The organism is Nitrosospira sp. Nsp14, from assembly GCF_900113575.1.
Lineage (GTDB): Bacteria > Pseudomonadota > Gammaproteobacteria > Burkholderiales > Nitrosomonadaceae > Nitrosospira.
Map to the genome: position 1 here is coordinate 1 of NZ_FOPV01000023.1, position 12,557 is coordinate 12,557.

Annotated in this window: 11 protein-coding genes; 4 read left to right on the forward strand and 7 right to left on the reverse strand. The window is 54.7% G+C overall.

What is annotated here, in order from left to right:
- Positions 1 to 64: 64 nt before the first annotated feature.
- The 4 genes from BM022_RS13295 to BM022_RS13315 all read right to left on the reverse strand — a co-directional run bounded on the left by BM022_RS13295 (position 65) and on the right by BM022_RS13315 (position 4,312).
- Entirely contained in the window at positions 65 to 367 is a 303-nt protein-coding gene (locus BM022_RS13295) for a P-loop NTPase fold protein (RefSeq protein WP_177191733.1), read from the reverse strand.
- Between the two features lie 1,407 nt (positions 368 to 1,774).
- Positions 1,775 to 2,299 (reverse strand): NlpC/P60 family protein, encoded by a 525-nt coding sequence (locus tag BM022_RS13305; protein WP_091140074.1) that lies wholly within the window; start codon positions 2,297 to 2,299, stop codon positions 1,775 to 1,777.
- A 309-nt stretch (positions 2,300 to 2,608) separates the two neighbouring features.
- Positions 2,609 to 3,958, reverse strand: a complete 1,350-nt coding sequence (gene astB, locus BM022_RS13310) for an N-succinylarginine dihydrolase (RefSeq protein WP_091140076.1) — start codon at positions 3,956 to 3,958, stop codon at positions 2,609 to 2,611.
- Positions 3,959 to 4,003: 45 nt separating this feature from the next.
- Complete coding sequence (locus BM022_RS13315) at positions 4,004 to 4,312, reverse strand: hypothetical protein (RefSeq protein ID WP_091140077.1); 309 nt, start codon at positions 4,310 to 4,312, stop codon at positions 4,004 to 4,006.
- A 296-nt stretch (positions 4,313 to 4,608) separates the two neighbouring features.
- On the opposite strand from BM022_RS13315, the gene BM022_RS13320 reads away from it, so the two are divergent.
- The gene (locus BM022_RS13320) at positions 4,609 to 5,406 is read left to right on the forward strand and encodes a GNAT family N-acetyltransferase (RefSeq protein WP_091140078.1); all 798 of its coding nucleotides are present in this window, start codon (positions 4,609 to 4,611) and stop codon (positions 5,404 to 5,406) included.
- Positions 5,407 to 5,504: 98 nt separating this feature from the next.
- Here BM022_RS13320 and BM022_RS13325 read toward each other — a convergent pair whose 3' ends face one another.
- Entirely contained in the window at positions 5,505 to 5,888 is a 384-nt protein-coding gene (locus BM022_RS13325) for a VOC family protein (protein WP_091140080.1), read from the reverse strand.
- Between the two features lie 168 nt (positions 5,889 to 6,056).
- Positions 6,057 to 7,823: an ABC1 kinase family protein gene (locus BM022_RS13330; protein WP_091140081.1), complete on the reverse strand. Its 1,767-nt coding sequence runs from the start codon at positions 7,821 to 7,823 to the stop codon at positions 6,057 to 6,059.
- Positions 7,824 to 8,327: 504 nt separating this feature from the next.
- Between BM022_RS13330 and BM022_RS13340 the strand changes: the two genes are divergently transcribed.
- From BM022_RS13340 to BM022_RS13345, 3 genes are all read left to right on the forward strand, one after another.
- Positions 8,328 to 8,702: a hypothetical protein gene (locus tag BM022_RS13340; RefSeq protein WP_143079584.1), complete on the forward strand. Its 375-nt coding sequence runs from the start codon at positions 8,328 to 8,330 to the stop codon at positions 8,700 to 8,702.
- 344 nt (positions 8,703 to 9,046) lie between these two features.
- Entirely contained in the window at positions 9,047 to 9,319 is a 273-nt protein-coding gene (locus BM022_RS15260; protein ID WP_143079585.1) for a hypothetical protein, read from the forward strand.
- Between the two features lie 349 nt (positions 9,320 to 9,668).
- On the forward strand, positions 9,669 to 10,496 hold the full coding sequence (locus BM022_RS13345) for a carbonic anhydrase family protein (protein ID WP_091140087.1): 828 nt from the start codon (positions 9,669 to 9,671) through the stop codon (positions 10,494 to 10,496).
- A gap of 114 nt (positions 10,497 to 10,610) precedes the next feature.
- Here BM022_RS13345 and BM022_RS13350 read toward each other — a convergent pair whose 3' ends face one another.
- Positions 10,611 to 12,296: an alginate export family protein gene (locus BM022_RS13350; RefSeq protein WP_091140135.1), complete on the reverse strand. Its 1,686-nt coding sequence runs from the start codon at positions 12,294 to 12,296 to the stop codon at positions 10,611 to 10,613.
- Positions 12,297 to 12,557: the final 261 nt, after the last annotated feature.

A 12,557-nucleotide genomic window follows, 5' to 3' on the forward strand; every position in this document is an offset into this window, starting at 1 on the left:
AGTCAACATAATCGGCAGCCAAAAAGCCACCATATTCGCCCAGGTGGGTCAGTTTTACTCCGGCTCAGTGGGTCAGTATTACAGCGGCGCTAACAGCTATTGCTATAAACGCATCGTCCACGTAATCATTGGCGAATGCATCTATGTAAATATTTGGTACGTCTACTTCCTTAAGCAGTCCCCGCCACATCTTTATGAAGGTGGTTTTGCCTTCTCCCCACTGCCCGTCAAGGGAAATGACTAGTTCATCAGCACGTGAATGTATTATTAAGTCCAATAATGCTTTGCCATAAGCTTCCCTACCTAGAACATCTTGTTTAAATCCTTCAGTTTCGGAAATATCTAAGGGAGGTGTAATTAATTTCATTAAGGGTTCTTTTTTTACATGAGTTATATGGGCGACATTAACGCCCAGTAACCCAAGCCTTGAATAAATGCGGGAAGGGAAGTAGAAGATTGGGAGAGGCAAAAAGGCCCCTCCCATTATTAACGGCTTATCTTTTTAAATTATTACCAAGATCGACTTGGCTCATTTAGCCAATTCGCGCAGCTGTAACGATATGAACCCCATGTAGTACTAAGACGCGCCACAAAAATAACATCGTTTGAATCAATCAAACTCATCAACTTATCCCGGATGTCCAAACTGGACAGGGCTGTTTGTATGAGCCAGACGGATTCAAGTCCTTTGCAGTGGATGAATCCCCTTAGGTAGTCGTAGACCGGGTCATAATTCCTACCGGGGGCTTTCAGGTCGTACGTTACTAGATAGACTGCCAAAACATTTCTCCTATTAGTAAAAAGTACTAGACGGTCTATTGACTGTGAAAAGTGTTTGGGTCACTATTCGACTGCCAATAGACATGTTTGTATTAGGGCTGTTGGCCCCTACCGGCCTTTGATTAGTCACCCGCCAAGGTTATGCTAATCAAGGGCCTTTTCTATGCTCACTTGACCGAAGGGCCTGTGTCAAATGAGCGAATTATCTTCTCATGGCTTTCTCCCAATTGTTCCCGCAGGACGGGCTGTATGGTCTGTAGCAAGCTGCATCTTGGAACTTCCTCATCTATATGGGAAACGGCTATTCCCCAGCGGTTGAAGCTGAACGATTTTTATCTTCTAACCACTACATTTAGTATTTAAATTGATCAGTGTTTACTAATAGTAGTGTCAGGAACGGATTTGTGCAACCCTTTCGTTACCCGTTTCAAAGGTTTTTTTACGCGATTGAGGCAGCGCTCCGCGCTAAATCCATTCCTTTGATTCAACGGAATTTTAATCGATTTCCGAATATGGAAGCCGCATCAAACCCAGCAAAACCTGCTGAAGCATAACGGCATTTTTACGCCCAACGAACGGGTTCCGAACTTTAGTGATAGCGCAGCGTTACTAGGATGTCTGCGGGATAAGAATTCCAGAAGAGAATTCTGCCTTCTGTGCAGCGATACGGGATACGGGATTGGTGGGTATTGCGACAAGCTGATGGTTTTATCAGCCCTGATAGCTAGGCAAGCTAGAACATTATGTTCAATGTCCGGCATTCTATGCATTTTTGCTAGATTTTATTTAGGTGTAATGCACTATGTAACAGGGACCCCCGTCCCCCTGCTCCCCCCTCATCTAATGAATAAGAATGACCCCCATTAATAACAAGGGATCATTCACAATCGCCATTAGGGATAATGGCTTGTTCACAATCCCATTCACACTGTTCACAATGTAATGCTATAATCCTTCTACTTCTGATCAAGAAGTATGTAGACAGTACAAGGAGTTATAACCGCTTCGCTTTCCAGTATGCGGATTTCCAGTAGTTCTCGTTGAGATGGGAAATGGCCACGCCCAGCTTGGACGAGGCATGCAAAAACCGTCCGTCCTCCAGATACACGCCGACATGCCGGAGCGTTCTGCCGGTCTTGAAAAAGACCAGGTCACCGGCGCGTAACTCATCCTTGTCGACGTGCTGTCCCAGCTCTACCTGCAAATCCGTCGAACGCGGAAGCACAATTCCCAGCCTTGATTTGAAGGTGATATGCACAAATCCGGAGCAATCGACGCTTTGCTTGCTCAAGCCCCCGATCTGATAGCGGGTCCCTTTCCATTCGTCATACTGCGCGTAGAGGCTGTTTTTAACCGCCGCAGGGTCGCCCAGGTCTGCCTCCGCGCCTGGAATCGTCGTAATCCGCGCGCTTGAGCCAATTCCCTGCCCTGCTCTCGTCTGGCCTCTGTCCGGCACGCTGGTACATCCCACCAACGCGGCAGCGATAAACAGTCCGGCAATCCAGAGTGTATTTTTCATAAGTGGCTCTTGTAGTTATGATCGTTTGCGAGAAAGTGCGCAAAATACTGCTACGGCAATGCAGCCAGCCAGTCCTTCCCATCTTACTTCTCATCCACAGCCAGCATCGGTTGGCATCAGCTCATATCAGCTCAGTAGCGTTGCCGGCGATAATACCGAAGGATCGCACCAGCATCGCCCACGGGAGCAAGGTCTTCCGCCCCTTCGTTCCATTTTAGTCCAAGGAACAGGCCGATTTTAATCCATCAGCCGCTAGCTCAGCAATAAAGTTAAGCTATCATGTCGCCACAGCGCCATTCAATGCCGCCATTAACACCACGGCGTCTGAAAATCATAGATGTGGCCCAACGACAGTATGCCGGTGAGTTCATCCAGCGCTGTCCGGCTCTCGCGCAACAGGGAGGGGTCCGCGACGTCCCCGGGCAGGATGCGCTCGCGATAGTGCCGTTCTATCCAGGCTTTCAGCAGATCGTAAAGAGGCTGATCAAGAATGACGCGGCTGGTAAGCTGCACCGCCTCGAACTGAGCTTCGGTCAGCACCGCCCGTAGGCGCAAGCACGCCGGCCCGCCGCCGTTTCTCATGCTCTGGCGCAAATTCACGTATTCCACGCGACCGACCGGATTGTCGACATCCGCCACAATGCGCTTCAGAAAAGCAGCTGCCGGCCCGGACTCCTGGCATTCCGCAGGGGCGAGAATCATCATCCCGCCATCCGGAAGACTGATCAACTGGCTGTTGAACAGATAAGTGTTTATCGCCTCGGGAAGATCGATTTCGGCTTCTGTGGCGCGGATGAAGTGGATTGGAAAATTGCACGCGCTGGTTATGTTTTCTTCCATTTCCCGCCAGTCGCGGAAGGCCGCCTCGTGATAGAGCAACACGTCGCAATTCGACACCGCGAGCACATCATTATGGAATGCGCCCGCGTCGATAGCGTCCGGGTGCTGCTGAATAAACAAGCTTTTTCCCGGCCTGATCCGGTGCAGCCTGGAAACGGCCTCGCTCGCTTCCAATGACTGGCGGGCTGGAAAGTTTGCCGGCCTGGGAACCTCTGAGTGGGTAGACCGTCCGAAGACAAAAATTTCCAGACCAGCATCGCCGTGGTGAGCACACAGTCGCATATGGTTCGCGGCGCCCTCGTCGGCGCAATAGAGATTGGACGGGAGGGGATCGTGGTGTCGAAAATACCGTTCATCTCTAAAAATACGTGTTAGGGTCGCAGCTGTGCCGGGAGGCTCGATGCTGCGATGGAACTGCGAGGGCAGGTTGGCCGGGGTAATATGGACTTTGCCGTCCTCAGTATCCGCGCTCGGCGATATGGTTGCCGCGTTTGCGGCCCACATGCTGGAAGCGGAACAGCACGCGCGCAGCAACCCGGGCGCCACCGCAGCCGCATGGCGGACAATCGAAGTTTCATCCCCGTGGAAACCCAGTTTTTTGAGGGTAGCGATAGCGGGCCGATCCTGGGGAGGCAATACTCCCTGCTTGATGCCCATGTCCGCCAGCAGTTTCATCTTTGCCAGCCCCTGGAGGGCTGCTTCACGCGGACTGGATTCGGCCATCGCGTTCGCCGCGGCGGCGATGTTCCCAACCGACAACCCGCCGTAATTGTGTGTCGGCCCTACCAGGCCGTCAAAGTTCACCTCCCATGCCTTCATCCCGACACTCCTGCGGTAGCATGCTTGCCCCGGCGAGCCTTAGCCTCAGCCCCGCTGCACCGGTTCGCCATGACTGGGAAATTTCCTTGCCAGCGGAACGGCATTGGCGGCAGCGTATTCCAGCCGCCGGGCCCGTTTTTCCAGCCCGGCGATAACCAGTTTCTGGATGCGCTTGTGGGGAAGCGCTTCGCCGGCAGCCCAACGTGAAACAGTAGATGGCGCAAATTCGAATTCATCCGCTATGGCGCGCTGCGACACGCCCGCGATGTCGCCATGTTGGACCAGCCACGAAAATTCCGCGGGATCACCGCTCCATTCGACGCAAATGCGCCGATATTGCTCTATCGTAACCACGACCTGGCATCCTCGAGTTATTGTTCAGATAACATTGCGACCTGCAATTCTTTTTAGCCTAAAGTACGCATCACGTCAATCGCTTGCTCTGCTATATGCAATAACGATCATGAGACAAAAAAACTGCCTTCGACGGATTGATTTCCGTCCCGATAGCCCTATATTGCGCTAGCGGATAGGCAAACAGAAGACTTTGATAGGGAGGGCACAGGCACCTGAAAAAGCAGCGGAGACGGCGATATCCGGTATCCGGGGATCACGCGGGCGGCAGCAACAACCCAGGAGGAATTGAGACAATGACGATCACCCATGCAACAATCAGGGCGGCGGGACCAGCCGACGTGGAACATATCCTGGCCGAATACCGCGAGGCGGTGCGGAATCTCCCGCCGGAGGAATCGGCGAACCTCTTGTGGCGCCCTTATCAGGAGTTCAGAGGGGCGGTGGAAAATGGCCTGTTTTTCGTCATCGAAAACGCCAGCGGGGATTTCATGGCCGGCGCGGGGGTGTTCGACTTCGCCGACCCGGGCGAGAAAGAGCTGGGGATGTGTTACGTCAAGCAGGCGTGGCGGGGCTACGGCTTGCAGGCGCTGCTTTTGCGCGTCAGGGTCTGCGCCGCCACCCTTGGTCAGGTGCAGGATAAAGGCGCCGGCAAGCATGCAGCTACAGACTATGCTGCGCTGATTACCGGCGTGAAACCGGCAAATGCCCACTCGGCTGCGAATACATCGGAATTGGGATTCCAGCCGCTGGCGACGCCTTCCCCTGCGCTATTCATGGCGTGCGCGTTCTGCCGGACGCCCCCGGCTCCCGATTCCGGAAGAAACTGCTGCTGCGACTTCTTTGCTCTTGCCGATGCCGGGCGCAGGCAGGTGATAGAAAAAACTTTACAGATGGAAAACTGGAGCAGGACGAGAAACGGCCACCAGCTCATCGTCGCGCTGAAGGTTCGCCACTTGCTCGATCTCGACTTCCGCACGACCCTGCAGGATGTGGTCGATGAATTGCGGGGCGATGAGCTGCGGCTTGAGGCAGAACCCGTAGGTGGGATTATGGAAATGAAATCTGACGGCGAGGCGCGCGGTAGAACCTGATGCTCGGCATAGCGCGACGGATCCGTCGGGCTACGCTTCGCTCCCCAATCTACCCAACTACCAATGAAGGCTTCGGGGCTACCGCCAGCTACCCGCAACTACCTCGGCGGCATTTCGTAATCGACGGTGAGCATTTCCAGGAGATGCCCGTTCGGATCGCGGAAATAAACGCCGCGTCCGCCGTAATGGTGGTTGATGGTCATATCTTCCGGGCTGAACGGACCGCTGCCATATTTGAGGTTGTCCGCCTGCAATCGCTTGAATATCTCGTCGAACTCCTGGTCCGTCACCTTGAAGGCATAATGATGCCGTTCGAACTTGTCATTGTTGTCGAAATCCAGGCTCAAGGTGTCGTTCACCTTCACTACGATGAAGTGAGAAAACTCGCCGATATACTCGAACCCGAATATTCTGGAGTAAAACCGCGCGGACTCGACCTTGTCGTGCGCAGGCACGATGGTGTGATTGAGCGTGATAGTCATCTCATTCCCTGATCAGATTTAAAACCGGAGGAGATCAACCTTACCTGCCTTTTATCCAGCCTGCAATCTTCCTGACGTAAAGCGCGGAGGAAGATTTCCCAATAGCCGGGTTGCGATGATTGCGAGAAAGACGATTATCCGGTTGACAAGGATCTATTCCAGAGTCATTTAAGACTTCCTCTCCCGATCCGCCTTGTTGCTTCGCGAGATTGAAACGGTCAGCAACACCCCCCCGATCGTTGCGAATACGAAGCCGAGCAAACCAAAGAACGGCAATCCGAACAAGGTCGGGCCACCGGATACCGTCATCACCACAGAGGACCCGACGATAATGGAGGCGACGATGATCCCGATGATCAGCCGATTGGTGGCGAGGTCCAACTGGTCGCCCACATGCTTGAGATGTCCCACATCGATATGAATCTCCAGCCTGCCGCGTCGTGCCGAACGCAGCAACTGGGAAATATCGCGCGGCAGATCTGACATGAGTTTGGATATCTCCGAGGCAGCGTGCCAGCCCCGCTTGGCCAGGGCGGCTGGCGCGTACCGTGTCAATAACGCTTCCCGCAGCATCGGCACCGCTTCCCCCGCGAGATCCAGGTCTGGGTCGAGGTCGCGGCCCATGCCTTCCAGTGAAACGAATGCTTTGATGAAGAGCGCCAGGTCGGGTGGCAGATAGAGTTGGTGCGAACGCAGTATGCCCACCAAGTCGGCGAGCATAGTTCCCAGCCTAAGTTGTTTCAGCGGCGTGCCAAGATGCTGGTCCACGAAGGCCTGAAGCTCTGCGGTTAAGGCTTCTTCATTGACTATGCTGTCGCCCGCCCAGTCCAGCAGTACGTTGGCGACGAGCGCAGGTTCCTGCTGCACCAGGCCGAGCAGCAGATGGACCAACTGGTCCCGCCGCTCGTCGCTGAGCCTGCCCACCATGCCGAAATCAATAAAGGCAATGCGGTTGTCCGGCAGATAGAATACGTTGCCTGGGTGCGGGTCCGCGTGAAACAAGCCGTCGATCGCAATCATCTTGAGCACCGCATTCACTCCGCGTCGCGCAAGAACCTTGCGGTCGAGGCCCGCCCGCTCTGCCGCGGCAAGGTCGCGCCCAGGTATGCCTTCGATATATTCCTGTACGCACACCCGCTCTCCTGTCCACTGCCAATATACCTTTGGAATGACGATAAGCGGCGGGACCGCTTCCCGTTCAGGCGAGTTTACGGCCGATTGACTCTCGGTCGCCGGTGAATCGGGGCCGGTATATCCGACAAAGTTTGTCGCGATGCGCTCGGCATGCCGGCACTCAGCCGTGAAATCGAGTTCGCGCCGCAGCGACTGGTTGAACTGCCGCACCACCTCCCGCCAGTGAAAATGACGCAGTTCGGTATTGCCGGTTTCGATGGCTTCAGCCAGTCGCGACATCCAGCGCAGATCGGCATCGATAATGGACTCGACCCCCGGCCGACGCACCTTGACCACCACCTCGCTGCCGTCCGCCAAGCGGGCGCGATGCACCTGGGCAATGGAACCCGCCGCGAGCGGTTCCGCACTGAATGCCGCAAACACCTCCTCTGGCGGCGCGCCGAGGTCTTCCGTCAGTTGCTTGTAGATCTCATCGTACGGCGATGGAGGCGCGCTGTCCTGCAGCTTGCTGAATTCCGCGATCCATTCAGGATCGAAGAGATCGACACGGGTAGCGAGAATCTGGCCAAGCTTGACGAAGGTTGGGCCCATCTCCTCCATTGCTCGGCGCACGCGCGCGTGAGGCTCAAGCTGGGCCAGCTCAGTTGCTTCGTTCCATCGTAACGCGCTTCCCGTCCGTTCCAACGCATTGGCGAGTCCCATCCTGCGCACCATGTCCCCGAATCCATAGCGGATTAGGATGGAGGCAATCTCGTGAAGGCGGCCAAGGTCACGCGCTGCCATCAGCGCTTGCCAGAGCATTATCGATACCTCAGGTTTATTCCGTGCAAAAACATCAGCCCCTCGCTTATTGGGAAAATCGTGTCTGTGTTGCAGGCAGCGGTCGGCCCAGCCGGCGCGCACTATATCCGCTCGAAATCATTATTTGCAACCTGTTCTGCCGCAACTCATTTTACTGCAAGCTACCGTGTAAGAGCGCGCTTTTGCCGGCTACAGCGAAAATCGAGGAATTCAACCCCGCCGGCGGCGACTCAATCGGGTTCGGTTACTCCTTAAAGATGGACGCCCAGCAGTTTGTTCGACACCGCACAGAAACAGTCCGATTTAATCCACAAAAATAATGTGGGTTTATCCAGCTTGATGTCTGATGAACAAGCAAGAAAAGATGGATAGAACCTCAAGAGGAAAACTACACCCCCACCTAATCCTTTCATTTATTTTGGAGTTATCTATGAAACCATATTCGATTTTTTTTCCGGGGCCGTGCGGCTATTGGCACTCCTCATATTAAGCGCTGGTTTGAACATGAGCCTGAATGGGTCCGTTGCTGCGCAGGAGGGCATGCAGGGACACGATCACGGCAAGTCCGGAACACAAGCGCAATCCGCCGGCAGCGGGAAGAAACAGCTACCCTGCGGCGGGCCCAATGTCATCAAATGCCCCGCTGGCATGTCGTGCGTCGACGACCCCCACGACAAGTGCGATCCAACCAAGGATGGCCTCAACTGCCCCGGCCTGTGCGTAGCGGGCGGCGGAGCGGAACAGAAAGTTAAGCAACCCTGCGGCGGACCCTCCAGGATCCAATGCCAGGGCGGCATGGTATGCGTGGATGACCCTTCCGACAACTGCGACCCCACCCGGGACGGACTCGATTGCAAGGGGATGTGCGTCTCCCGTTGATAACTGTCCCCAAGATCAAACCGTCCCGGAGGGAAATAATGCTACGAAGGCCATGAGCTGAAGGGAGCAGTCTGTCGCCGACTGCCCCCTTCCTCCGCAGTCAAGCTGCACACATATGACGCCTAGGCGCGTCAACCATAAGAGGTTCCCACCTCACGTTTTTTTTCTCGTAAAGCACGATCCGTTTTTACTTTCACTATTGGCGTCTGAGGCTCCGCACCCTGGCCATCGGGCCACGCGCAACGTATCTTTTATATTAGATAAGCTAATCGAAATTAAATATAAAGCCGAGCCAGCGTCATCGTACAATAACCGGCATCCAACCCCTCGTACGGATAGCCCTCATGCCCAAATATGTTCCCTATGTGCGAACTGCAGAAGGTTACATTGAACGGATCTCCTATGCTATTTTCAATTCCTCCGACGAGCACCCCCCACTCTATATTCATGAGCAACCGGTTAGTGGCTGGCCGGAATCCAGGGTGTTCTGGGCGCATGAAACCGGTCCAAGCGTAGGCATTGCTCCCATCCTCTCCTGCACCCCTGACGCGGAGAGGGACGTCACCTCGCCGTCCCCGGCAGGTTCCGCTCCCCTCCTCTCCCCCGCTCTCGATTGACCATCCGGTTCACCCCTACCCCTGCCGCATCCGTAAGACGATTGGCCATCCGACCCACCCGGAGGCTGGCACATCCGTAAGACGCCGTACCAAGTGACGAGGCTGGAGGAACCGGGTGGATGCGTGCATCTAGAAACAGCGCTTTCCGAGCCAGGGGAAATATTGTCACAGTCGCCTTCTACACCTCTTATCCATCCCGGACGCTTTCGCAAAAACCCTGTTATTAACGTCATTAAATAATGATTTATTATGTTTATATAGCTACTTAACAATAAGGCATCATGTTAATATTGTCGAGCAGTTTGTATTACTCTTGAAGATTTCCCGTCTATTTTTAGGAGGTCTTACTGTGAGCAAATTAACGTTTCGAATATTGCAATTTGCCCCCCTCGCTTCCGTTCTGTTCCTGACTCAGCCGCCTGTGGTCGGTGCGGCTCCCCTCGACGATGTATTGGCTGCAACGGAAGAGCAAAGTCCTGTCGATATTCGTCCGGATAATACCTACTTCGGCCGGTTGTCCCCCTTACAGTTCAGCTTGAGCAGTAATACAGCCTTGAGCGTAGTCAACACCGGGTCGCCCGATCACGAGAGCGCCATCAAGGCAAATATCCTTCCCCGCGCAGGGTCGGTAACAGTTGACGGCACCACCTACGATCTCGCCCAGTTCCACTTCCACACCCCCTCCGAGCATCTGGAAAACAGCAAGGCAACGCCTCTGGAACTGCACATGGTATTTGCCGACGCCACGGACAATCTTCTGGTGGTGGGACGGTGGATCAACCAGGGCAGCTTCAATAGCGCGCTTGACCCGATTTTCTCCGATTTGCCACTTGCAACCGAAACCCATCAGGTGTCTGACTTCAACCTGAATTTACTTCTGCCTGACAACCTCCAATCATTCCGCTACAGCGGTTCGCTCACGACTCCCCCGTTTACCGAGGGCGTGACCTGGGTCAACCTGGCGCAACCGCTGGAAATGGCTGCCTCTCAAATCCAGGCTTACCGAGACCTCTTCCCCGAAGGCAATACACGGCCGGTTCAGCCGCTCGGCGACCAGAACATATTGACGGACGTGCCAGGGTTTGTCATCAACGTTCCGGAACCCCAAACCTACGCCATGCTCCTGGCGGGATTGGGTCTGCTTGGTTTTATGTCACGGCGAAGCAGGCAGGCGTAAGGGAGCTGCCTCGGCAATAAAAAACCCGCCCGGTAGGTCCACCAAGGCGGGTTTTATTGACGCAACACCAGTGACGCAACACAGCCGCTGGTTCAAGTTCACGTTGAGCTTTGGTCATTTAAACGCCGTGATCAACACCTCTACGTAGAAAAAATCACTAAAGCCCGGACGCTGCGTGATTTCCTCGGGGTGCGCCGCCATCCGGTTTTTGATGAAGTCCCCGGCGATGAAGTGCGAATAACCAATGACTGTGTTGATTCTCGGCTCAATCTGATAACGTACGCGCAATTCCACCCCGTTCCCGACCTCGTCGCCGCTTCTCCCCGTCCTGTCCCGATTGAAGCCGGGGTCCCTGACGACGCTGATGTTGCCATCAAAAGTGTCGAACAGCCGGTCGGTACTGCTCGCCAGCCAGAACCAGGCATAGCTGGCTTCAATCCCCAGTTTCTGGGTCGGCTGCAGGTCAAACCTGATTCTGGGATGCTTGATGTTTTCATAAATAATATAATGATCTGACGACCATGGGCGTGCAAAGCCAAAAAAACGGTCGAAACGATTGTTCACGCCGTCATCGGGATGCCGGTCACCTGTAGCATAACCGTAAAAGCCAGTGAGACGCGGCTTCCAGGCGTGCTTGAACTTATACCCCACCTCGGTGGTATAACCGTAGGCATCATGACGCTCGGTGCCGTTAGTACCGAACTGGTAGCTGAAGTTCACATCGAAATCCAGCCCGGTAGTCCCGATCAGTCCGTAGCCGCGCAACGATGGCATGTGAATCTCGCGATCAAGCCGGTTGGTTGCGGTATGGCCATTGGGATCAGCAGTCTGCTTCTGGCCCATATAATAAGGTTGCAGCGTGATGATATCGGACCACTTGCGCCAATGCCCGATTGTGCCGAAAAACCAAAGGTGGTCGTTGGCCTCATCGAATTTGGTCTGCAGGCGCCTGACCGGCTGGTAGCCAAATGTATCGATTTCCCAGTCATTCGCTTCCCGCCCGAGGTTCAGGCGAAAGCCTTCGAAGGTATTGGTCGTATTGCGCCATTCGTTTCGCGCGATAAAACGCCTATCCAGCGTTTCATAAGCCATGCGCCCTGCCCGAAACCTGATTGGACGGTCCTGCTTGCGATCGTCCTGGCCCAACGCATTTTTAAAATTCAATTCCCCGTATCCCTGGATGAGGTCGTACGGGTTGTTCTCCTGGTCAGTTGTCGGAAACCGGTTGTTGTAGACCCGCGAGTCCTGGAACTCGACTGCAAAGCGGAACGGGTCGAGAATTTCCCTTATCCCCAGGTAAGCTCGCGAACGTAGAAAAACCGGGTTATCGTATCCTGCTTCGACGCGGCGGAAATCATCGTGGCGCATTTCATAGCGGGTGCGAAACTCGAAACCGATATCCAGCCAGTGGATGTCCTTGAATGCCTCGATCCCGGTCGCGCTCAGCCGGCGTACGTACCGGGGCGGATCGGAGTCCGGATTAGTCGCATAACTGTTCGAAGGCCGGTAATAGCTCGTGGATTTGTTATCCCCGTTCGGCTTGGCGTCGGATGGGGCAGCGGGTTTTTCTGATACGGATTTATCCGCTGACGGGATCGCCCATTTGTAGTCCTCGTCTTTCGACTTGATGAGCCATTTGTAGTTGTCATCGGGCGATTTGGACGAGGCAGGGCCGGCTGGGGCTGAATTGGCCGAAGGCGCAGACGTGGCCGGCGCCCTCACCTGCGCGATCTGCGCCACTCCTTGGAGGCTGGCCCCAGGTAGTTCCCCTTGTCCACTGTGGGCCTGGATCAGCTCCATGGGTAGCATGCCGGCCATGAATGCAAGGGTAATTCGCAACGTGTATCCCAATGTCTTCTCCTGGCTGCCTCCACCGGTATGCCGGCCGGAGCCAGCTTCCGTTCCTGCTTCCGCCGCATGCCGCATGCCGGGCCTCACTTCGTTGTCCTAAATCAGATACCTGATCAGCGCACTTCGCAACGTGGATCTTCGTGCAGCGGCGCTGCCGATGCTTATGCCGATTGGTCAGAAGGCTAACAGAAATGTCATATGATCATAAAT

Excerpts from the sequence above, each read along its gene's own strand:
- BM022_RS13295 (WP_177191733.1), bottom strand. The coding sequence starts at position 367 with ATGAAATTAATTACACCTCCCTTAGATATTTCCGAAACTGAAGGATTT.
- BM022_RS13305 (WP_091140074.1), bottom strand. The coding sequence starts at position 2,299 with ATGAAAAATACACTCTGGATTGCCGGACTGTTTATCGCTGCCGCGTTG.
- astB (WP_091140076.1), bottom strand. The coding sequence starts at position 3,958 with ATGAAGGCATGGGAGGTGAACTTTGACGGCCTGGTAGGGCCGACACAC.
- BM022_RS13320 (WP_091140078.1), top strand. The coding sequence starts at position 4,609 with ATGACGATCACCCATGCAACAATCAGGGCGGCGGGACCAGCCGACGTG.
- BM022_RS13325 (WP_091140080.1), bottom strand. The coding sequence starts at position 5,888 with ATGACTATCACGCTCAATCACACCATCGTGCCTGCGCACGACAAGGTC.
- BM022_RS13330 (WP_091140081.1), bottom strand. The coding sequence starts at position 7,823 with ATGCTCTGGCAAGCGCTGATGGCAGCGCGTGACCTTGGCCGCCTTCAC.
- BM022_RS13340 (WP_143079584.1), top strand. The coding sequence starts at position 8,328 with ATGAGCCTGAATGGGTCCGTTGCTGCGCAGGAGGGCATGCAGGGACAC.
- BM022_RS15260 (WP_143079585.1), top strand. The coding sequence starts at position 9,047 with ATGCCCAAATATGTTCCCTATGTGCGAACTGCAGAAGGTTACATTGAA.
- BM022_RS13350 (WP_091140135.1), bottom strand. The coding sequence starts at position 12,296 with ATGGAGCTGATCCAGGCCCACAGTGGACAAGGGGAACTACCTGGGGCC.